The 20036-nt window shown below is 67.6% G+C and carries 20 protein-coding genes, 1 tRNA gene and 1 pseudogene; 10 read left to right on the top strand and 12 right to left on the bottom strand.

Annotated features, from left to right (window positions below; genetic code table 11):
• Positions 1-3: 3 nt before the first annotated feature.
• Positions 4-501: a DUF2478 domain-containing protein gene (locus H512_RS0114485; RefSeq protein ID WP_026784064.1), complete on the bottom strand. Its 498-nt coding sequence runs from the start codon at positions 499-501 to the stop codon at positions 4-6.
• A 153-nt stretch (positions 502-654) separates the two neighbouring features.
• Here H512_RS0114485 and H512_RS0114480 point away from each other — a divergent pair, with 153 nt between their 5' ends.
• Positions 655-858, top strand: a complete 204-nt coding sequence (locus H512_RS0114480; RefSeq protein ID WP_156899499.1) for a hypothetical protein — start codon at positions 655-657, stop codon at positions 856-858.
• Between the two features lie 161 nt (positions 859-1019).
• Here the strand turns inward: H512_RS0114480 and H512_RS0114475 are convergent, their stop codons facing one another.
• From H512_RS0114475 to H512_RS0114465, 3 genes are all read right to left on the bottom strand, one after another.
• Positions 1020-1400 carry a DUF6481 family protein gene (locus tag H512_RS0114475; protein ID WP_026784062.1) on the bottom strand — a complete coding sequence of 127 codons (381 nt, stop codon included), beginning with the start codon at positions 1398-1400 and terminating at the stop codon, positions 1020-1022.
• Between the two features lie 33 nt (positions 1401-1433).
• Positions 1434-1658, bottom strand: a complete 225-nt coding sequence (locus tag H512_RS0114470) for a hypothetical protein (RefSeq protein WP_026784061.1) — start codon at positions 1656-1658, stop codon at positions 1434-1436.
• A gap of 115 nt (positions 1659-1773) precedes the next feature.
• Positions 1774-1983 (bottom strand): cold-shock protein, encoded by a 210-nt coding sequence (locus tag H512_RS0114465; protein WP_026784060.1) that lies wholly within the window; start codon positions 1981-1983, stop codon positions 1774-1776.
• Positions 1984-2372: 389 nt separating this feature from the next.
• Here H512_RS0114465 and ettA point away from each other — a divergent pair, with 389 nt between their 5' ends.
• Positions 2373-4028: an energy-dependent translational throttle protein EttA gene (gene ettA / locus H512_RS0114460; RefSeq protein WP_026784059.1), complete on the top strand. Its 1656-nt coding sequence runs from the start codon at positions 2373-2375 to the stop codon at positions 4026-4028.
• Positions 4029-4227: 199 nt separating this feature from the next.
• On the opposite strand, the gene H512_RS0114455 is transcribed toward ettA, so the two are convergent.
• Complete coding sequence (locus tag H512_RS0114455) at positions 4228-4668, bottom strand: RES family NAD+ phosphorylase (protein WP_026784058.1); 441 nt, start codon at positions 4666-4668, stop codon at positions 4228-4230.
• On the bottom strand, positions 4665-5099 hold the full coding sequence (parS, locus tag H512_RS0114450) for a type II RES/Xre toxin-antitoxin system antitoxin (protein ID WP_026784057.1): 435 nt from the start codon (positions 5097-5099) through the stop codon (positions 4665-4667). The genes H512_RS0114455 and parS overlap by 4 nt, the downstream gene beginning before the upstream one ends.
• Before the next feature lie 171 nt (positions 5100-5270).
• On the opposite strand from parS, the gene tam reads away from it, so the two are divergent.
• The 7 genes and pseudogenes from tam to metH all read left to right on the top strand — a co-directional run bounded on the left by tam (position 5271) and on the right by metH (position 14430).
• Positions 5271-6035 (top strand): trans-aconitate 2-methyltransferase, encoded by a 765-nt coding sequence (gene tam, locus H512_RS0114445; protein ID WP_026784056.1) that lies wholly within the window; start codon positions 5271-5273, stop codon positions 6033-6035.
• A gap of 2 nt (positions 6036-6037) precedes the next feature.
• Complete coding sequence (locus H512_RS24165; RefSeq protein ID WP_053239901.1) at positions 6038-6322, top strand: hypothetical protein; 285 nt, start codon at positions 6038-6040, stop codon at positions 6320-6322.
• Positions 6323-6638: 316 nt separating this feature from the next.
• Positions 6639-7328, top strand: coding sequence for an SDR family NAD(P)-dependent oxidoreductase (locus H512_RS24160; RefSeq protein WP_053239900.1), 690 nt, complete (start codon positions 6639-6641; stop codon positions 7326-7328).
• 108 nt (positions 7329-7436) lie between these two features.
• Entirely contained in the window at positions 7437-8519 is a 1083-nt protein-coding gene (locus H512_RS0114430; protein WP_036791872.1) for a DUF2336 domain-containing protein, read from the top strand.
• A 125-nt stretch (positions 8520-8644) separates the two neighbouring features.
• Positions 8645-9655 (top strand): ArsR/SmtB family transcription factor, encoded by a 1011-nt coding sequence (locus H512_RS0114425; RefSeq protein ID WP_053239899.1) that lies wholly within the window; start codon positions 8645-8647, stop codon positions 9653-9655.
• Between the two features lie 38 nt (positions 9656-9693).
• Positions 9694-10605, top strand: coding sequence for a methylenetetrahydrofolate reductase [NAD(P)H] (gene metF, locus H512_RS0114420; RefSeq protein WP_026784053.1), 912 nt, complete (start codon positions 9694-9696; stop codon positions 10603-10605).
• A 16-nt stretch (positions 10606-10621) separates the two neighbouring features.
• Positions 10622-14430, top strand: a pseudogene (gene metH / locus H512_RS24150) (methionine synthase).
• Here the strand turns inward: metH and H512_RS24145 are convergent.
• From H512_RS24145 to H512_RS0114400, 3 genes are all read right to left on the bottom strand, one after another.
• Positions 14396-14863: a group III truncated hemoglobin gene (locus H512_RS24145; RefSeq protein WP_053239898.1), complete on the bottom strand. Its 468-nt coding sequence runs from the start codon at positions 14861-14863 to the stop codon at positions 14396-14398. The pseudogene metH and the gene H512_RS24145 sit on opposite strands and share 35 nt — an antisense overlap.
• Before the next feature lie 124 nt (positions 14864-14987).
• Positions 14988-15767, bottom strand: coding sequence for a class I SAM-dependent methyltransferase (locus H512_RS0114405; RefSeq protein ID WP_026784052.1), 780 nt, complete (start codon positions 15765-15767; stop codon positions 14988-14990).
• A 100-nt stretch (positions 15768-15867) separates the two neighbouring features.
• Positions 15868-15944 (bottom strand) — tRNA-Met (locus H512_RS0114400).
• Between the two features lie 138 nt (positions 15945-16082).
• Between H512_RS0114400 and H512_RS0114395 the strand changes: the two genes are divergently transcribed.
• The gene (locus H512_RS0114395; RefSeq protein WP_026784051.1) at positions 16083-17300 is read left to right on the top strand and encodes a lytic murein transglycosylase; all 1218 of its coding nucleotides are present in this window, start codon (positions 16083-16085) and stop codon (positions 17298-17300) included.
• A gap of 45 nt (positions 17301-17345) precedes the next feature.
• Here the strand turns inward: H512_RS0114395 and H512_RS0114390 are convergent, their stop codons facing one another.
• The 3 genes from H512_RS0114390 to H512_RS0114380 all read right to left on the bottom strand — a co-directional run bounded on the left by H512_RS0114390 (position 17346) and on the right by H512_RS0114380 (position 19926).
• Positions 17346-17840: an Hsp20/alpha crystallin family protein gene (locus tag H512_RS0114390; RefSeq protein ID WP_026784050.1), complete on the bottom strand. Its 495-nt coding sequence runs from the start codon at positions 17838-17840 to the stop codon at positions 17346-17348.
• A 138-nt stretch (positions 17841-17978) separates the two neighbouring features.
• Positions 17979-18449: a RidA family protein gene (locus tag H512_RS0114385; protein ID WP_026784049.1), complete on the bottom strand. Its 471-nt coding sequence runs from the start codon at positions 18447-18449 to the stop codon at positions 17979-17981.
• Positions 18450-18522: 73 nt separating this feature from the next.
• Positions 18523-19926: an amino acid permease gene (locus tag H512_RS0114380; protein WP_026784048.1), complete on the bottom strand. Its 1404-nt coding sequence runs from the start codon at positions 19924-19926 to the stop codon at positions 18523-18525.
• Positions 19927-20036 lie beyond the last annotated feature (110 nt).

Genomic DNA, 20036 nt, shown 5'->3' with positions numbered 1-20036 from the left:
GGCTTAGCCAAGCGTCGCCGCCACCCAGGCGGCGACGGCGGCCGCCTCGGGCGGCAGGCTCTCTCCGAGGCCGCCGTGGAAGGCGTTCCAGGCGGCGGCGTTCTGCTGGCGCACGGCCGTCAACAAGGGCGTGCCGGCCAGCATCGCCCGGCCGAACAGCGAGCGGAGACCGCCGCCCTCGATCTCCGCCTTGCCGAAGCGGCTGACGACCAGCAGGTCGAGGCCGGCGTCGATCTGTCGTTCGAGGTCGGCGGCGATGTCGGCCATCGCCGAGGTGTCGAGCTTGCAGGAGATGGAGAGCGGCCCGAGGTCCTGGGCGATCGACCGGGCACCGCCGCCGCCGAGATCGACCAGCGCCATGCCCTGGCATCCCTCAGCATGGCGCGACTGAACTACGCCGCCAACCCGCGCGCCCGATGACGCTGCTGCCCGTGCGGCGCCGGCGAGCAGGGCGTCGACGTCGGTTTCGGGCGGGTAGAGGATGGCGGCCAGGCTTGTCATGTCTGTGCGTCGCTCCTTGCCGTTCCCCGAGGAGGGAATGGCAGCTTGGGAAGGCGTTCTGCATAGCGCGAAAGCCTACACCATTGACGAGCGCGCCTGTGAGAAACATCCGCGCCGCCCGGCGCATTCTCGACCTGAAAGGCCGAGGCGTCATTGTCGTTGCTGTTGAAGGCAGCGGTGGGCGCCCGCCGCACCGCCGCGTCGCCGGGAGGGCTTGCCGACGTCGCCGGCAACATCGGCTCGGTGGTGGAGCTGATTTGCTCCATCGCCGCCCGGCCCCACCGTCTCGTCCTCAATGCCATGATCGAGGCGGGCCGACGAGCGGCGGCGGTTGGACCTCTGCCGGCCCGAAGCTAATTCGGCCCGGATTGAAGCAATCCGGGCCGACTAAGCTCAAATCATTGAATCTAGGATATGTCCCGGTCAGATGAGGCTGGTCGGGACATATTCCAACGCGGACAGCTTGCTTTCGCGCATCCGCTCGACACGAGAAGTCAGCAGCCTTTCGGGCGGATGCTTCAGGCCCGGCGGGCTTTGCGGTTGGCGTAGCGCCGATCGCGCTCGGCCTTGCGCGCCGCTTCGTCCTCGAGGACGCGGGCGATGCGAGTCTTGTTGGCCAGCTCGCGCGCTTCGGCTTCCGCTCGGGCCGCCGCTGCGATGACGGCTTCGCGTTCCGCCGCTTCGGCGGCAATGCGGTTCTGTTCCTCAAGCTTTACCCGCTCGCGTGTCGCGCGGCGCGCGTCCCGCGCCTCGGCAATCGCCAGGCGCTCCGCCTGCTTGGCTTCACGGGTCGGCGCGGCGGCCTCGATGGCGGCGCGATAGGCCTGAAGCTGGGCCGCTCTGGCGTCGCTCGCGGCGCTGCGACGGTCGTTAAGGTCTTGGTTCTTGACGGCTCTCAAATCTCTGGTCCTGTATCACGTGTTGCTCGCCGGTCAGGATCTGCCGGCTCGTTTCGGCGCAGGCTGGGCTGCCTGGTCGATGCTGTCCTGCAACTCCCGGGCAAGACGCGCCTCTCGCAGCCGCAGGGTCTTCTCGTTGCGCGCCGCCGTGATGAAATCAAGCTCCTCGAAGGCGCGCCCGCGTGCAAAGAACTGCGATTGCGTCTTGCCGAAAGCGATCTCGGCCTGTTGACGCGACTTGCTGTATTGCTCGGCCATGGGAATCCTCCTGGGGTGCGACAAAGAAAAAGGCCAGGCAAGCTGCCTGACCTCGCTTGGTTTCATGTTCTCGGCAATGCCAGTACATCCGTGGTCAAGGGAGAACAGATCCCGATCAGGCCGGCTGCAGGTTGCCAGCCGACATCTTGCCCGACTTCCTGTCGGTCTCCATGTCGTAGCTGAGCTTCTGGCCCTCGACGATTTCGCGCATGCCGGCGCGTTCAACCGCCGAGATGTGGACAAACGCGTCCGGACCGCCGTTGTCAGGCTGAATGAAACCGAAACCCTTGGTGGAATTGAACCATTTAACTGTGCCAGTGGTCATGATGAACCCTTTCCCAGCATGAATGAAAATCGCAACGCAAAAAGCGTCGCGGATGGAGATAACGATGCTTTAAAGGGAGGATTCGTTCAAAACGCGATGCCAGTCGCGTCGTAACCAAAGCTCGGCAGCAAAAGATCGATGCGCTTTCAAATAGGGTTTCCGGGCCGGATAGTCAACCTTTATGTTTGATGTGCGGGGTATTTTATTCTGAACGGCACCGGCCGGGCGGGCCAAAACTTGGCTGAATTGAGATCGATTGTGTTCTCGTGGAGTGAATTCGCATTGCTCCGGCTAGCGGTCGCCGTCCGCATTTTTGCTTTCCCTTCCGGCGGCGGATGCTCTAGAACACCGGCCAAACGCAAACCCGCCCACCCGAAGGTCGATACGCCATGGCGCGCGAGTTCATCTACTACATGCACGGCACCACCAAGTCTTTCGGTGGTGGCAAGAAGGTTCTCGACAACATCAACTTGCAGTTCTACCCGGATGCCAAGATCGGCGTGCTCGGCCCCAACGGCTCGGGCAAGTCGACGCTGCTGAAGATCATGGCCGGCATCGACCGCGAGTTCACCGGCGAGGCGTGGCTCGCCAAGGGCGCCACCGTCGGCTACCTGCCGCAGGAGCCGCAGCTCGATCCTGATCTCGACGTGTTCGGCAACGTCATGCTGGGCGTCGCCAAGGACAAGGCGCTGATCGACGAGTACAACGCGCTGATGATGGACTATTCCGAGGAGAACGCCGAGAAGGCGACCAAGCTCCAGGACATCATCGACGCCAAGAACCTCTGGGACCTCGACGGCAAGGTCGAGATGGCGATGGACGCGCTGCGCTGCCCGCCGGGCGACGCCGACGTCAACACGCTGTCGGGCGGCGAGCGCCGCCGCGTGGCGCTGGCCAAGCTGCTGCTTGAAAACAACGACCTCTTGCTGCTCGACGAGCCGACCAACCACCTCGACGCCGAGTCGGTGGCCTGGCTGGAGAAGCACCTGCGCGAGTTCCCCGGCGCCGTGCTGATCGTCACCCACGACCGCTATTTCCTCGACAACGTCACCGGCTGGATCCTGGAACTCGACCGCGGCCGCGGTATTCCCTACGAGGGCAACTATTCGGCCTATCTCACCGCCAAGTCCAAGCGCCTGGAGCAGGAGGGCCGCGAGGCGGCCGCCCAGCAGCGCGCGCTGGAGCGCGAACGCGAGTGGATCGGCGCCAGCCCCAAGGCGCGGCAGGCCAAGTCGAAGGCGCGCATCAAGTCCTATGACGAGTTGCTCCGGCGCAACGAGGAGCGGCAGACGGTCACCAATGCCCAGATCGTCATCCCGCCCGGCCCGCGCCTCGGCGACAACGTCATCAAGGTCGAGGGCCTCAGCAAGGGCTACGGCGATCGCCTGCTGATCGACGACCTCAGCTTCTCGCTGCCGCCGGGCGGCATCGTCGGCATCATCGGCGCCAACGGCGCCGGCAAGACGACGCTGTTCCGCATGATCACCGGCCAGGAACAGCCGGATGCCGGCACCATCACCGTCGGCGAGACGGTGAAGCTCGGCTACGTCGACCAGAGCCGCGACGCGCTCAATCCCGACAAGACCGTCTGGGAGGAAATCTCCGGCGGCGCCGACGTCATCTACCTCGGCAAGAAGGAAGTGAACAGCCGCGCCTACTGCTCGTCGTTCAACTTCAAGGGCGGCGACCAGCAGCAGAAGGTGGGCTCGCTCAGCGGCGGCCAGCGCAACCGCGTGCACATGGCCAAGATGATCAAGTCCGGCTCCAACGTGCTCCTCCTCGACGAGCCGACCAACGACCTCGACACCGAGACGCTGGCCGCCCTTGAGGACGCGCTGGAGGATTTCGCCGGCTGCGCCGTGATCATCAGCCATGATCGCATGTTCCTCGACCGCCTCGCCACCCACATCCTGGCCTTCGAGGGGGACAGCCACGTCGAATGGTTCGAGGGCAACTTCGAGGCCTACGAGGAAGACAAGAAGCGCCGCCTCGGCGCCGATGCGGTCAATCCGCACCGGATGAAGTACAAGCCGCTGACGCGGTGAGGATAGCTTCCGGGCCGCCGGCAATGGTCGGCGGTCCGGAGGGCTCTATATTCAGAATTGCGATCGGAATAGCAGCGTCTTTTATGGCGCTCGCCGTTTGCACGTCGGTACTGCAAGGCCGCCAAACCCCCGCCCGATTTGGTGGTCGGTGCGGCATTTGAACTCGCGCTCTCCCAAGGCGAAGGCCTTTGCAATAGCTCTAGGCGCCAAGCCACAGCCGGCTATCGAAGCCGAACGGCCGCTTGCCGGCGATCGAGAAGGCGCCGGCCTCGGGATGGGCGGGATTGATCAGCAGATTGCGGCTCTCCGGCACCAGGGCCGACGGCACGTCCAGCGCGGCCGTCCGGCCGGAGGCCAGCCATTCGTCGCCGAAGGCCTGGGGATCGGCGGGCGCCGCCGACAGGCGCTCGACGGCGGGTGGCGTCGCCGCTTCGATCCGCATGAGAACGTAATCATCGGGCAGCAGCTCCGGCGGCAGGTCGAGGTGGACGCGGACCTCCAGCACGGCGAGGCTTGCCTCCAGGGCGGTGTAGACGACGGCCCGGCCGGGCGAGTTCCAGCGCCCGCCGGTGATCAGGGCGCCGTAGCCGCTGAGATCGGCGTGGACGTCGCGGGCGATGCGCCAGCAGACGAGGCTCACGCGGCGATGCCCCAGGCGATGCGGTTGAGAAGCCGCTCCACCTGGGCCGCGCCCTCGGTGGTGTCGAGGAGCGACATCGGCGACACGCCGCCGAGCGGACCGGTTTCCCGTCGCAGCCACGCCTTGGCCTTCTCCGGCGAGCCGAAGGTCTCCTCGGCGAGGGCGATGACCTTGGCGACGCGGACCAGACGATCCGACTGCTCGGCCGTCAGCATGCCCGCCTTCTTGCGCCGCGTCAGGGTCTTCCTCGGCATGACGGCGAAGTCGACTTCGGTGAGCGACATCTTCCCGGCATCGACGACATAGGCCACCGTGGCGGCCGGAAATCCGGCGCGGACGGCGGCGATCAGGTCGCCGGCGTTGCGGATGACCTTGCCGAGCGTCCGCTCGCCGCCGACGACTTCGACCACCTTGACGGCTTCGATTGACATTTCGCCCTCCTTGGGCTTTTGCCCATAATGTAGTGGCATTTGTCCCATCCGGCAATATCGAGCCGACGACCGGCTGTCATCGGCATGCGTGGCTTGGTTGGCGGCGGCTTTTGCTTTAGTCGTCTGGGCTATCTTCCGCGGCAAGCGCTGACGCACCGGCAAGAGGTTCCCATGGCCGACTGGTCGCCCGAAACCTACCTGACGTTCGAGGACGAGCGGACGCGGCCGGCCCGCGATCTTCTCAACGCCGTGCCGCTCGCCGATCCGGCATTCGTCATCGACATCGGCTGCGGGCCGGGCAACTCGACGGAGCTGCTGGTCGAGCGCTTTCCGGCGGCGCGGCTTCTCGGCATCGACACCTCGCCGGCCATGCTGGAAACGGCTCGCGCCCGGCTGCCCGGTGTCGAGTTCCGGTTGGCCGACGCCGCCGACTTCCGGCCTGACGCGCCGCCCGAACTGTTGTTCGCCAATGCCGTATTCCAGTGGTTGCCCGGCCACCTAGATCTGTTCGTCCGTCTTGTCAGTGAACTGGCGCCCGGCGGCGTGCTCGCCGTGCAGATGCCGGACAATCTCGCCGAGCCAACCCATGCGCTGATGCGCGAGGTGGCGGCGGGCGGTTGCTGGGCGGCGAAGCTCGCGGGCGCCGCCAGGGCGCCGCTGCCACCGGTCCGGACCTATTACGAGGCGCTGAAGCCGCATTGCCGTCTGCTCGACATCTGGCATACCGTCTACAATCATCCGCTCGCCGACGCGGCGGCGGTGGTCGAGTGGGTGCGGTCGACCGGCCTCAAGCCGTTCCTCGATCCGCTCGATGCGGACGAGCGGGCCGGTTTCCTCGCCGCCTACACGGCGAAGGTGACCGACGCTTATCCGCCGCTCGCCGGCGGCGGCGTGCTCCTGAGATTCCCGAGACTGTTCATCGTGGCGACGAGGTAATCATGTCCGACACTGTCACCCTCACCATCACCCGCGACGAGGCCATCGTGCTGCACGAGTGGCTGGCCCGCGTCGTCGACGACGAGAATGCCGAGGGCATCGAGGAGACGCTGGAGGACGACGCCGAGGTGTGGGCGCTCGACGCCGTGCTGATCCTCCTCGAAAGGGCGCTCGAAGAACCGCTCGCCGAGAATTTCGACAAGATCCTGAAGGGCGCCCGCAAGCGGCTTCGCGAGGCGAACGGCCCCTGGCCGTGGGACGCCGGCGGCGAGGAAGCGGCACCCTGAGAGCCTGCCCGAAACTCTACGGGGCGGGCAGCCGGCTTCGCTTTCCGCGTTTCCGGTGCTCGCGCACCTCAAGTTCGCTCCGCTGCGGTTCTCGAAACCATCGCTGCCTGCCTGAGACCACCGGGCCTCGGGTCAGGCTCCGAGGTCCGCGGACGGCACGACACCGTTGCCGGCTTGCCTCACCCTCCGGTCCATCCACTATCGTAATGTTCCTATAAGTCTTTTTCCCCATGCGCGAGCGTTGGCGGGCGGCCATGATGCCGGCCGTCCGTTCCGGCCGCATCCGGCCGCGGCGAAGAGCGACGGGAAGAGAACCATGACACCCACGGTCCTGATCACCGGCGCCAGCCGCGGCATCGGTCTGGAACTGGTCCGGCAGTATCTGATGCGCGACGCGCGCGTCCTCGCCGTCCATCGGCCGGCGCCGGCGCCACCCCCGGCGCTGGTCGCGCTCCAGGCCGGCCATCCCGATCGCATGAGGCTGATTGCCTTGGACATCGCGGCGGCTAGTTCGGTGGTCAATTTGGCGTCGCGGCTGTCGGAGCGCATCGACATCCTGATCAACAACACTGGTCTTTTGATGGCCAACGGCTTCACGCCGGGCGGCAATCCGGTCGGCGGGCGCTACCGGGCGACACTACAGGTCAACGCCACGGCGCCGTTGTTCGTGGCGCGGGCGGCGCTGTCCAACATGACGCGCGGCGGCAAGATCGCCACCATCCTGCCGATCGGCGACGTTACGAGCCTCGACCTCCTCGACCCCGATTCCCGGCAGGTCGCCAAGGCGGCGGTGGTCAAGGTGATGCAGTCGCTGGCCAGCGATCTCCGGCCGGCCGGCGTGGCGGTGGCGCTGATCCATCCCGGCGCCGTCGGCCCGTCGTCGGACGGTGGTGACGCGCCGCTCAGCCTCATCGACAGCGCCCGCGGCATCGTCGACGTCATCGACGGGCTGACGCTCGAAACGTCCGGCCGCTTCTTCGGCTACGACGGCACCATCGACGGCTGACCCCGGCAAGCGATCGCGGTTTTCGTAAAATCCTAGCGATTTCGTGAAATCCGTATCCATCTGTCGGCGCTAGTTTGGCCGTCACGCTTTTTACGGGTGGTGGCCGGAATGCTCGAAACGAATCTCGTCGACTTCAAAAGTCTTGCCCTCGATCCGTCTCCGGCTCGCAAGAACGAGTTGCTGAAGGGCGTCTCGTCGCTGTTCGCCTTTACCTCGGAGCGCTGCACGCTGGAGCAGATCGAGATCTACGACGACGTGATCACCCGTCTGTCGGAGATGGTGGAGATCGAGGCGCGCATCTTCGCCGCCGAGAAGATCGCCCCGCTGCGCCGGGCGCCGGAGCGGGCCATCCGCAAGTTCGCCCAGGACGACGCGGTGGCCGTGGCCTCGCCGGTGCTGCGCCAGTCGCCGGTGCTCAACGATCACGACCTCGCGGCCATCGCCGAGGAGAAGGGCAACGGCCATCTCAAGGCGATCGCCCAGCGCTCGGTGCTGAGCGAGCGAGTGGCCGATATCGTGGTCAGCCGCGGCGACGTCGAGGTCCGCCGCCTGATCGCCGGCAACTATGGCGCCCGCCTCGGCGAGATCGCGCTCGCCTGCATCGTGCAGCAGGCGCTCTCCGATCCGCGCACCGCCGAAATCCTCGGCCGCCGCCCGGATACGCCGGATGCCGTCATCTCGCAGGTGATCGGCAAGGCGGTGGACCAGGTGCGCTCGACGGTGATGGGCACCGCCGACGACGACCTCGAGGCCAACCTCGCCGAGGCGGCGCGGCTGGCCGAAGCGCGTCTTTCCAACTCCTACTGGCTCGGCCTCTACGATTTCGAATCGGCCTGGGAGCGCATCCGCCAGCAAGGCGGGGCGCGCATCGTCTCGGAGGCGCTGCTCTGCCAGTATGCCGTCGAGGATCGCTTCGCCGACGTGGTCGCCACCTTCGCCCTGCTCGCCGACCTCGACATGGAGGAGGCCAAGCACTGGCTGGTGCGCGTCGATACCGAGCCGTTCATCGTCATGGCGCGGGCGCTCGGCCTGCGCTTCTCCACGGCGCAGGAAATGTTGAAGTGCGGCCCGTGGAAGCACCGGCTCGACCAGTGGCAGCGCAACGACGCGCTGGCCCAGTTCCAGCAGATCGATCCGCGCGCCGCCCGCGCCCGCGTCACCGCCTCGCGCGGGATCCGGGCGATCGGCTGACCGGCGGCGGCATATCGGAACATGGCGGGACACGCCCGGCCCCTGGCCGGGCGTTTGCACGTCCTGCCGGCCGATGACCATCAAGCCTCTTGCAACGATGCGTCTTTCGACATAAACATATCTTTATGTCTATCGTGCAATTCGCCGCCCCGCCGGCGGCCTCCTTCGACGATGTGGTGTCGGTGCTGCGCAGCGCCGGCGAGCCGACGCGGCTGCGTCTCCTGGCGCTGTTGTCGCTCGGCGAGGCGACGGTCAAGGACCTGACCGAGGTGCTGGCCCAGAGCCAGCCGCGCGTGTCGCGCCACCTCAAGCTCCTGACCGAGGCCGGCCTCGTCGAGCGTCTGCCGGAAGGCGCCTGGGCCTATTATCGCCTGGTCGACGACGGGCCGGCCGCCGCGCTGGTCCGCACGCTGATCGACGGCGTCGATCCGGCCGATCCGGCCGTCGAATCCGACCGCCGCCGGCTCGACGCCATCAAGGCGGCGCACGCCGCCGCCGCCCAGCGCTATTTCGCCCGGAACGCCGTGAGCTGGGACCGTCTTCGCACGCTGCACGTCGCCGAGCATGACGTCGAAGCGGCGGTCCGCGCCGCCGTCGGCGATCGTCCCATCCACAACATGCTGGACATCGGCACCGGCACCGGCCGCATGCTGACGCTGCTCGCCGACCGCTACGGCCGCGCCGTCGGCATCGACATGAGCCACGACATGCTGTCGGTGGCCCGCGCCAATCTCGCGGCGGCCGGCATCGACAACGCCCACGTCCGCCAGGGCGACGTGACGGCGCTGTCGGTCGGTACCGGCTTCGACCTCGTCGTCATCCATCAGGTGCTGCACTATCTCGACGATCCGGCGCGGGCGTTGCGCGAGGCGGCGGCGGCGCTCGCCCCCGGCGGTCGCCTCCTGATCGTCGATTTCGCGCCGCACGACCACGAGTTCCTGCGGGCCGACCACGCCCACCGCCGGCTTGGCTTCAGCCACGAGCAGATGCGCGGCTGGATCGAGGCGGCCGGCCTCGCCTTCGACACGGTGCGCGACCTGCCGCCGGAGACGGCCGACGGCCTCACCGTGTCGCTGTTCCTCGCCGCCGACCGGCGAATGGACATGGCCGACGATCTGCGGCAGCGCATCGCCTGACGGCCTCCGACACGACACGACATTTCGGGAACATCACCATGCGGTTCAGCCACAATCTCGGCGCCCTCGACCTTGGCGTCTCCTTCGAGTTCTTCCCGCCCAAGACGGAGAAGATGGAGGAGACGCTGTGGGCGTCGATCACCCGTCTGGCGCCGCTCGGCCCCCGCTTCGTGTCGGTGACCTACGGCGCCGGCGGCTCGACGCGCGAGCGCACGCATGCCACCGTCGCCCGCCTCGTTCGCGAGACCGACCTCAAGCCGGCCGCCCATCTCACCTGCGTCGGCGCCAGTCGAGCAGAGATCGACGACGTGGTGCGCGGCTATCGCGACGCCGGCGTCCGCCACATCGTCGCCTTGCGCGGCGATCCGGCCGGCGGCCTCGGCACGGCCTACCGGCCGCACCCGGAGGGCTACGCCTCGACGACCGACCTGATCGCCGGCATCCGGGCGATCGGCGATTTCGAGATCTCCGTGTCGGCCTATCCCGAGAAGCATCCCGAGAGCCCGGACGTCGCCGCCGACATCGCCATACTCAAGCGCAAGGTGGAGGCCGGCGCGAGCCGCGCCATCTCCCAGTTCTTCTTCGACAACGACAAGTTCGAGCGCTATGTCGACCGGGTGCGGGCGGCCGGCATCGACGTGCCGATCGTGCCGGGCATTGTGCCGGTGGTCAACTTCGAGCAGTCGGCCGCCTTTGCCAGGAAGGCCGGCGCCTCGGTGCCGACCTGGCTCGCCCAGCGCTTCGAGGGGCTGGAGGACGATCCGGCGACGCGGCAGCTGGTCGCCGCCGCCGTCTCAGCCGAGCAGGTGATGGACCTGATCGATCGCGGCTTCCGCCAGTTCCACTTCTACACCATGAACCGCGCCGATCTCGTCTATGCCGTCTGCCACATGATGGGCCTCAGGGCGAAGACCGAGCCCGTTGCCGCCGTCGCCGCCGTTTCCGCCTGACCTCACGGAGGATGCCATGACCGAGCCGTCCGAGACCGAACGCCGCCTGCGCGCGCTCGCCGCCAAACGCATCCTGGTGATCGACGGCGCCATGGGCACGATGATCCAGCGCTTCCGGCTGAGCGAGGCCGATTTCCGGGGTGAGCGCTTCAAGGACTGGCCGCGCGACCTCAAGGGCAACAACGACCTGCTGTCGCTCACCCGTCCCGACGTCATCTATGACATCCACAGCCAGTATCTCGACGCCGGCGCCGACATTCTCGAAACCAACACTTTCTCCTCGACCTTCGTCGCCCAGGCCGACTACGGCATGGAGGCTTTGGCTTACGAGCTGAACCTCGAATCCGCCCGCATCGCCCGTCGCGCCTCGGACGCCGCCGAGGCGAAGGATCCGTCGCGGCCGCGCTTCGTCGCCGGCGCGCTCGGGCCGACCAACCGCACCGCCTCGATCTCGCCCGACGTCAACAACCCCGGCTTCCGGGCGATCACCTTCGACGAACTGCGCCGCGCCTATGCGGAAGCGGTGCGCGGCCAGATCGACGGCGGCGCCGACCTGATCCTGATCGAGACGGTGTTCGACACGCTCAACGCCAAGGCGGCGCTGTTCGCGACCGAGGAGGTGTTCGAGGAGAAGGGCGTGCGGCTGCCGATCTCGGTGTCCGGCACCATCACCGACCTCTCGGGGCGCACGCTGTCCGGCCAGACCGCCGAGGCCTTCTGGTACTCGGTGCGCCACGCCGGCCTTCTCTCCATCGGCCTCAACTGCGCCCTCGGCGCCCGCGAGATGCGCGCTCACGTCGCCGATCTCGCCCGCGTCTCCGACACGCTGGTCTGCGCCTATCCCAACGCCGGCCTGCCCAACGAGTTCGGCGAATATGACGAGAGCCCGGCGGCGATGGCCGAACTGGTCGGCGAGTTTGCTCGCTCGGGCCTCGTCAACATCGTCGGCGGCTGCTGCGGCACCACGCCCGACCACATCCGGGCGATCGCCGAGGCGGTGAAGGGCGTGCCGCCGCGCGTGCCGCCGGAGATCGCGCCGCGCCTGCGCCTCTCCGGCCTCGAACCGACGGTGATCGGGGTCTAGCGACCGCCCGAAGCAACCGCCTACGCGACCCCGGTGAACCGCCCAGCAGGATATTCCCAGCCATGACCGATACTCCCGCCTCATCAGCCAGCTTCGTCATGGTCGGCGAACGGACCAACGTCACGGGCTCGGCGCGCTTCCGCAAGCTGATCCGCGAGGGCGACTACCCGGCGGCGCTGGCGGTGGCGCGCGACCAGGTGGAGGGCGGGGCGACCGTCATCGACGTCAATATGGACGAGGGCCTGCTCGACAGCGAGGCGGCCATGGTCACCTTCCTCAACCTGATGGCCGCCGAACCGGACATCGCCCGCGTGCCGGTGATGGTCGATTCATCGAAGTGGACGGTGATCGAGGCCGGCCTCAAATGCCTGCAAGGCAAGGGCATCGTCAATTCGATCTCGCTGAAGGAAGGCGAGGAGGCCTTCATCCATCACGCGCGCCTCGTCCGCCGCTACGGCGCCGCCATGGTGGTGATGGCCTTCGACGAGACCGGTCAGGCCGACACCTACCAGCGCAAGATCGACATCTGCGCCCGCTGCTACCGCATCCTGACCGAGACGGTCGGCGTGCCGGCCGAGGACATCATCTTCGATCCCAACATCTTCGCGGTGGCGACCGGCATCGAGGAACACAACAACTACGGCGTCGATTTCATCGAGGCGACGCGCTGGATCCGGCAGAATCTGGTCGGCGCCCACGTGTCGGGCGGCGTCTCCAACCTTTCCTTCTCCTTCCGCGGCAACGAGCCGGTGCGCGAGGCGATGCACACCGTCTTCCTCTACCACGCCATCGCCGCCGGCATGGACTTCGGCATCGTCAACGCCGGCCAGCTCGGCGTCTACGACGACCTCGACCCGGAGCTGCGCGACCTCTGCGAGGACGTGGTGCTCAACCGCCGGCCCGACGCCACCGAGCGCCTCGTCGACGCGGCGCCGCGCTATGCCGGCAACGGCGCCAGGGAGAAGACCGTCGATCTCGCCTGGCGCTCGCTGCCGGTCGAGAAGCGGCTGGAGCACGCGCTCGTCCACGGCATCACCGAGTTCATCGTCGAGGACACCGAGGAGGCGCGGCTGGCCGTCGCCCGGCCGCTGCATGTCATCGAGGGACCGCTGATGGCCGGCATGAACGTGGTCGGCGACCTGTTCGGCGCCGGCAAGATGTTCCTGCCGCAGGTGGTGAAGTCGGCGCGCGTCATGAAGCAGGCGGTGGCCTGGCTGATGCCGTTCATGGAGAAGGAAAAGGAAGAACTCGGCATCACCGAGGATTCCTCGGCCGGTACCGTCTTGATGGCGACGGTGAAGGGCGATGTGCACGACATCGGCAAGAACATCGTCGGCGTGGTGCTCGCCTGCAACAATTTCAGGGTGATCGACCTCGGCGTGATGGTGCCGGCGCAGAAGATCCTCGACGCGGCGCGCGAGGTGAAGGCCGACCTGATCGGCCTCTCGGGCCTGATCACCCCGTCGCTTGACGAGATGTGCCACGTCGCCGCCGAGATGGAGCGGCAGGGCTTCGACGTGCCGCTCCTGATCGGCGGCGCCACGACGAGCCGCGTCCACACCGCGGTGAAGATCCACCCCAACTACACTCGCGGGCAGGCGGTCTACGTCACCGACGCCAGCCGCGCCGTCGGCGTCGCCTCGTCGCTGCTCTCGGAGCGCAAGGTGGTCTACATCGACGAGGTGAGAAACGAATACGCCCGCATTGCCGAGGATCACGCCCGCAGCCGCGAGGAGCGGCGGCGGCTCTCCATCGCCGACGCGCGCAAGAACCGCTTCTCGCCCGACTGGAGCGGCTACGCGCCGCCGAAGCCGACCTTCCTGGGCACGCGGGTGTTCGAGAGCTACGACCTCGGCGAGCTGGTGCCCTATATCGACTGGACGCCCTTCTTCTCCACCTGGGAGATGCGCGGCCGCTTCCCGCAGATCCTCGACGACGCCGTCTATGGCAAGGCGGCCCGGCCGCTCTACGAGGACGCGACGGCCATGCTGAGGCAGATGGTCGAGGAGAAGTGGCTGACGGCGCGCGGCGTCATCGGCTTCTGGCCGGCCAATGCGGTCGGCGACGACATCGAACTCTACACCGACGAGAGCCGCACCGAACGGCTCGCCGCCTTCCACGGCCTGCGCCAGCAGATGGCACGCGGCACGGCGCGGGCCAACTTCTCGATCACCGACTTCGTGGCGCCGAAGGAGACCGGCCTTGCCGACTATGTCGGCGGCTTCGCCGTCAGCGCCGGCTTCGGCGAGGACGCGGTGGCCGAGCGCTTCGCCCGCGCCAACGACGACTATTCCAAGATCCTCAGCCAGTCGCTGGCCGACCGCCTCGCCGAAGCCTTCGCCGAGCGCATGCACGCCCGCGTGCGCCGCGAGTTCTGGGGCTACGCGGCGGATGAGGCGCTGACGCCCGAGGAGATCATCGGCGAGCAGTATCGCGGCATCCGGCCGGCGCCCGGCTATCCGGCGCAGCCCGACCATACCGAGAAGGGCACACTGTTCTCGCTGCTCCAGGCGACCGAGAAGGCCGGCATCGAGCTGACCGAGAGCTATGCCATGTGGCCGGGTTCGGCCGTCTCCGGCCTCTACTTCAGCCATCCCGACAGCGAGTATTTCGGCATCGGCAAGATCGACGCCGATCAGGTGGCCGACTATGCCGCCCGCAAGGGTTGGGACATGGCGACGGCTGAAAGATGGCTGGCGCCGATCCTCAACTACGATCCGAGGCGGGCGGCGGCGGGCTGAGCGGCTCGGCGCGCAGCATGGTCATGGCGACGCTGTCGCGCCCGGCGTTCTGGGCGCGGGCGAGGCGGAAGCTGTGGCCGATGCGCTCGGCCATGGCGATGACGCCGACGGCATCCTTCTCGTCGAACGCCTGGCGCGCCGTTTCGGCGAACAGCGTCAGCCAGCGCTGGAAATGCCGGTCCTCGATATCGGGGATCAAGAGATGCGGCCGGAGCGGCCGGCCGTCGTAACGCCCCGAGCGCAGCAGCGCCGACGACCAGAAGGCGCACATCTTGTCCAAGTGGGCGGGCCATTCGTCCTTCCTGATCTCGCGGCCGAAGATGGCGGCGAGGTCCGGGTCGGCCATCACCTTGCCGTAGAAGCCATGCACCAGCGCATGGATGCTGCCCTCGTCGATCGACCCCATGGGGATGCCCTGCCGGTCGTCTGTCATGCCGATCCCTCACCTAGCGCATTTCCGGTGAAATCCGGTTCACCGGAAATGCTCTATCTCATTGTTGAGACGCAATTCCGGACGCAAAACCGGTTCCCACTTTTGCTGGAATTGCTCTAGTCCGTCAGCCCGCCTTGCCGGAGGAGACCAGCAGGTAGAGCGAGCCGAGGTAATGGGGCTGCGTCCGTAATGTGCCGTATCTGGCATCCCAGGCGCCGCTGTCAAGGTCGGCGGCGAGCGCGGCGACCGCCGCGGCGGCGTAATCGGCCGTGACGAAGCTCCAGGCCGAGCAGGCAAGACGGGCCGCCGGGTCAAGCAGCATCTCGGGACGGCCGTAGTAGGCTTCGTTGAAGCCGTCGCGGCAGTCGAAGGGGATGGGCACGGCGACGCGCTCGACCGGCGTGCCGAGACCCTCGGCAATGGCCTCGAACGGGGGATAGCGCCGCGCTTCGGTGGCGAGTACCTCCGGCGCGTAGTCGTTCAGCCAGAAGGCTGCCACTTCGAAGGGATCGCAGGTGAGGATGACCACCGGCCCGCGCGTCACCCGGCGCATCTCGCCGAGGCCGCCAGCGAGGTCCGTCCACTGGTGGATGGTGAAGGTGGCCATGGCGGCGTCGAAGCTGTCGTCGCCGAACGGCAGGCGCTCGGTCACGGCGTCGATGGCCGGCGCAAGCCGCGGCGGCCGTTGCACCCGCATGGAGGCCGACGGCTCGACGGCGGTGACCCGGCGGTCGGTCGGCTCGTAGGAGCCGGCGCCGGCACCGACGTTGAGCACTGTTTCGGCCGGGCCGAGTGCCGCCTCGATCATGGCGGCGATGCGCGGATCGGGTTGGCGATAGGCGCCATAGGAGTGTCCGATCCGGCCGTAATCGGCATCGCCGGCGCTGCCGTCCCCATGACGCATGGTCTGCCCCCTGTCACATCGTCTTCGTCATAGGGAAGCAATATGACACGGGTATGCGCAAGGGAGCGTTCGGACGGAACCGGATATCTCGGGAATCGAATGGTAGCAGCGGGCGGAATCGAACCGCCGACCTACGGGTTATGAGTCCGTCGCTCTAACCAACTGAGCTACACTGCCACGCGCCGCCGGCTGGCCGGCGGAAAGTGCGCCGATATAAGGGCGGGGGAGGCGGGCTGTCAAGCGCCAACCGACCCCGTGGCATTCCCTTTGCCGGTCGGCCTTGACCGGCTGCCGAAAGCCCGATTCCATCCGTTCATGAAGCGAATCATCCTCCTCCTTGCCGCCCTCGGGACCGTCGCCGGACTGGCCGTTTCCCCCTCCGGCGCGATGGCCGCCGACGCCGCCTTCGCCCGCTGGCTCGAAGCCAAGGTGTGGCCGGCCGCCAGGGCGGCCGGTGTCGGACGCCCGACCTTCGAGAAGGCTATCGTCGGCCTTGACCCCGACACGAGCCTGCCGGACCTGAAGGCGCCGGGCGGCGACGCCTTCCAGGCTGAGTTCCACAGCCCCGCCGCCTATCTCGCCGACGGCAAGCTCGATGCGCTGTCGGCCGGCGCCCGCAAGCGGCTCGCCGCCCATCGGCCGCTGCTCGACCGCGTGGCGCGGGCGACCGGCGTGCCGGCCGGCATCCTGCTCGCCGTCTGGGGCAAGGAATCGGCCTTCGGCACGGCCACAATCGAGAAGGATGCCATCCGCACGCTGGCCACCCAGGCCTACATGGGCTCGCGCCGCGCCGAATTCTTCCCTGAACTCGTGGCGGCGCTCCGCATCCTGGAGGAAGAGCATATCGGCCGGGCGGCGATGAAAAGCTCCTGGGCAGGCGCGCTCGGCCAGCCGCAGTTCATGCCGACCAAGTTCCTCACCGACGCCGTCGACGGTGATGGCGACGGCCGCCGCGACATCTGGACCTCGACGCCCGACGTGCTGGCCTCGATCGGCCATTTCCTGCGGGCGCGCGGCTGGCGGGCCGGCCTGCCGTGGGGCGTCGAGGTGAAGCTGCCGCCGTCGGTGCCCTGCACGCTTGAGGGACCGGACCAGGGCCAGCCGCTTGCCGCCTGGGCGCGAGCCGGCGTGACGCGCGCGGACGGCCGGCCGCTCACCGTCACCGACGTCGGGCCGGTCGGGCACCTGTTGATGCCGGCCGGGCGGATGGGGCCGGCGTTTCTGGTGTCGGATAATTTCTATGTGCTGAAGGCTTATAACGAATCCGACGTCTATGCCCTGACCATCGGCATGGTGGCCGACCGGATCGGCAAGGCGGAAAGGATCCGGGGCGGTTGGGGCAAGGTCGGCGGCTTCACGCGCGCCGACGTCCGCGCCGTGCAGCGGCGGCTCGAAGGCATGGGCCACGATGTCGGCACGGCCGATGGCCTTGTCGGCTTCCGCACTCGCGTTGCCATCGGTCGCTGGCAGGCGGCGAACGGGCTTGCCGTCATCTGCTATCCCGACAAGGCGGCGATCGCCGCCCTGAAATGAGAAAGGGGCGCCGAAGCGCCCCCGTCCCTGTCGTCGCAGCGGCCGTCAGGCGGCCGGCCTGATCTCGATGCGCTTGCTGGTCTTGGGCTGGTCGGGCGACCGCGGCACCGTCACCTTCAGGACGCCCTTGTCGAACTCGGCCGCCACCTTGTCGCGGTCGGGCGCGAACGGCAGGGCGAAGCGGCGCATGTAGGTGCCGCTGCGGCGCTCGACCAGATGATAGCGGCGCTTGTCGTCCTTCTCCTCACGGTCGACCTTGTGCTCGGCCCTGAGGGTGAGGATGTCGTCCTCGATATCCAGCTCGATCTCCTTGGGATCGATGCCCGGCAGTTCGGCGGTGAACTCCAGGCCGGCATCGGTTTCGACGACGTCGACGCGCGGACTCAGCACGCTCTCGTCGGCCAGCGTCGGCAGACCCCAGCCGCGGGTGAAGCTGTCGAACAACTGGTCCATCTCGCGACGCAGACTGGTGAACGGCTCGTCGTGGGTGCGAGAAGGAGCCGCTCCGCGCCCGAATGGCATCAGGGATTTCTTGTCCATGGCTAACTCCTCGTCTCAAGAAGAGAAGCCCGGGCGGATGCCTCTCGGCAGTCCGCTCGGGCTCCGCTAAGTGACTCCCTTCATATGGGGAGCGGGCGGCGTGGAATGAAGACCCGGACGGCCGCGCGGCGCCGGTAATCAGTGGTTTTCCGCCATCTCGACGACGGCATCGACTTCGACGCCGGCTCCGAAGGGCAGCGACGGGCAGGCAACGGCCGAGCGCGCGTGTCGTCCGGCGTCGCCGAAGACTTCGACGAACAGGTCCGATGCGCCGTTGATCACCTTGGGCTGGTCGGTGAACGACTGGGTGCTGTTGACGAAGCCGCCGAGGCGGACGATGCGGCGCAGGCGGGCGAGATCGCCGACGGCCGCCTTGATCTGGACGATCAGGTTGATGGCGCACAGCCTGGCGGCGGCATAGCCCTCCTCGATCGTCAGGTCGTCGCCGAGCTTGCCGACGCAGGCAAGGCGCCCGTCCTTGATCGGCAACTGGCCCGACAGATAGAGCAGGCTGCCGGCGGTTACGCTGGGGAGATAATTTGCCGCGGGCAGCGTTGCCTCGGGCAGCACGATGCCGAGCGCCGCCAGGCGCTGTTCGGGGGAGGTCATGGCCGGATTCTCCTTGGAACTGCGGGCGTGAAGCCGCCGGGCCTCGTTGGCCGAGAGCCCGGCGGCCCGCACCTTAAGCTGCGATCTTGTCTTCGGCCTTCGTCTGGCCGACGCGGCTGTTGCGGGCGCCGTAGACGGCGTAGATGGCGAGGCCGATCAGGCTCCACACGGCGAAGCGGACCCAGGTGGCGGCCGGCAGGCCGGACATGATGTAGAGGCTCGACAGCATGGCCAGCGGCACGACGATCTTCGGCGCCGGGCAGCGGAACGGCCGCTTCAGGTTCGGCTGCGTCCTGCGCAGCACCAGCACGCAGCCCGTCGCCACGGTGAAGGCGAACAGCGTGCCGATGTTGCACATCTCGGCAACCAGTCCGATCGGCGTGAAGCCGGCGATACCCGCCACGGTGAGGCCGACGATCAGCGTGATGATGTGCGGCGAGCCGTATTTCGGATGCACCTTGCACAGTGCGGGCGGGATCAGGCCGTCGCGCGACATGGCGAAGAAGGCGCGCGTCTGGGCGTAGATCATCACCAGACAGACGGTGGTCAGGCCGGCGATGGCACCGGTGCCGACGAGGGCGGAGCCGAAATTGTAGCCGAGCTTGCGCAGCACGAAGGTGACGGGCTCGGCGGTGTTCAGCTCGCCGTAGGGCACGACGCCGGTCAGCACGCAGGACACGGCGATGTAGAGCACGGTGCAGATCAGCAGCGACACGATGATGCCGATCGGCATGTCGCGCTGCGGGTTGCGGGTCTCCTCGGCAGCGGTGGCCAGCGAGTCGATGCCGAGGTAGGCGAAGAAGATGATCGAGGCGCCCGCCGAGATGCCGGCAACGCCGTAGGGCAGGAACGGCGTCCAGTTGGTGGCGTCGACCTTCGGCCCGGCCAGCAGCAGGAACAGGAAGATGGCGGCGAGCTTGACGCCGACCAGCCAGCGGTTGACCGTGGCGCTTTCCTTGACGCCGCGCACCAGCACGAAAGTGATGAACAGCACGATCAGCACGGCCGGCAGGTTGACGATGCCGCCGTCGTAGGGAACGGCGGTTATGGCCTGCGGCAGCTCGACGCCGGCCGATTTCAGGATGCCGACGAAATAGGCCGACCAGCCACCGGCGACGGCGCTGGCGCCGACCGAGTATTCGAGAATGAGGTTCCAGCCGACCAGCCAGGCCAGCAGCTCGCCGCCGGCGACATAGGTGTAGGTGTAGGCGCTGCCCGCCGCCGGAATGGACGACGCCAGTTCCGAATAGGCGAGGCAGATGAAGATGCAGGCGATCGACGACAGCGCGAACGACAGCATGATGCCGGGGCCGGCGAAATTGGCCGCCGCCACGCCGGTCAGCACGAAGATGCCGGTGCCGATGATGACGCCGATGCCCATCATGACGATATCGGTGGCGCCGAGCGCCCGCTTCAGCGAGTGGTTCTCCACCTCCCGATGCAAGAGGTTGATATCCTTGGTCCTGAAAATGTTCATGTTTCCTCCCGATGGCACAGCACCGGTCCGTCCTCTTCGGACCATGCGGCGTCCCCTGTTGTTGGCGATGAGCGTTTCCTTCTCCCGGTCCGGCCCAGGCCGGCGGGCTC

Source organism: Pleomorphomonas koreensis DSM 23070, from assembly GCF_000425185.1.
Taxonomy (GTDB): Bacteria; Pseudomonadota; Alphaproteobacteria; order Rhizobiales; family Pleomorphomonadaceae; genus Pleomorphomonas; species Pleomorphomonas koreensis.
Note: the sequence above shows the minus strand (reverse complement) of the source record. Positions and strands in the feature narration are given on the sequence as shown.

Bases quoted from the DNA above. Each gene is read 5' to 3' on its own strand.
- H512_RS0114395 (WP_026784051.1), top strand. From the start codon at position 16,083: ATGAAGCGAATCATCCTCCTCCTTGCCGCCCTCGGGACCGTCGCCGGA.
- H512_RS0114390 (WP_026784050.1), bottom strand. From the start codon at position 17,840: ATGGACAAGAAATCCCTGATGCCATTCGGGCGCGGAGCGGCTCCTTCT.
- metF (WP_026784053.1), top strand. From the start codon at position 9,694: ATGCGGTTCAGCCACAATCTCGGCGCCCTCGACCTTGGCGTCTCCTTC.
- H512_RS24165 (WP_053239901.1), top strand. From the start codon at position 6,038: ATGTCCGACACTGTCACCCTCACCATCACCCGCGACGAGGCCATCGTG.
- H512_RS0114380 (WP_026784048.1), bottom strand. From the start codon at position 19,926: ATGAACATTTTCAGGACCAAGGATATCAACCTCTTGCATCGGGAGGTG.
- H512_RS24145 (WP_053239898.1), bottom strand. From the start codon at position 14,863: ATGACAGACGACCGGCAGGGCATCCCCATGGGGTCGATCGACGAGGGC.
- H512_RS0114405 (WP_026784052.1), bottom strand. From the start codon at position 15,767: ATGCGTCATGGGGACGGCAGCGCCGGCGATGCCGATTACGGCCGGATC.
- H512_RS0114485 (WP_026784064.1), bottom strand. From the start codon at position 501: ATGACAAGCCTGGCCGCCATCCTCTACCCGCCCGAAACCGACGTCGAC.
- H512_RS0114430 (WP_036791872.1), top strand. From the start codon at position 7,437: ATGCTCGAAACGAATCTCGTCGACTTCAAAAGTCTTGCCCTCGATCCG.
- H512_RS0114385 (WP_026784049.1), bottom strand. From the start codon at position 18,449: ATGACCTCCCCCGAACAGCGCCTGGCGGCGCTCGGCATCGTGCTGCCC.
- H512_RS24160 (WP_053239900.1), top strand. From the start codon at position 6,639: ATGACACCCACGGTCCTGATCACCGGCGCCAGCCGCGGCATCGGTCTG.
- H512_RS0114470 (WP_026784061.1), bottom strand. From the start codon at position 1,658: ATGGCCGAGCAATACAGCAAGTCGCGTCAACAGGCCGAGATCGCTTTC.
- parS (WP_026784057.1), bottom strand. From the start codon at position 5,099: ATGTCAATCGAAGCCGTCAAGGTGGTCGAAGTCGTCGGCGGCGAGCGG.
- tam (WP_026784056.1), top strand. From the start codon at position 5,271: ATGGCCGACTGGTCGCCCGAAACCTACCTGACGTTCGAGGACGAGCGG.
- H512_RS0114465 (WP_026784060.1), bottom strand. From the start codon at position 1,983: ATGACCACTGGCACAGTTAAATGGTTCAATTCCACCAAGGGTTTCGGT.
- H512_RS0114425 (WP_053239899.1), top strand. From the start codon at position 8,645: ATGTCTATCGTGCAATTCGCCGCCCCGCCGGCGGCCTCCTTCGACGAT.
- ettA (WP_026784059.1), top strand. From the start codon at position 2,373: ATGGCGCGCGAGTTCATCTACTACATGCACGGCACCACCAAGTCTTTC.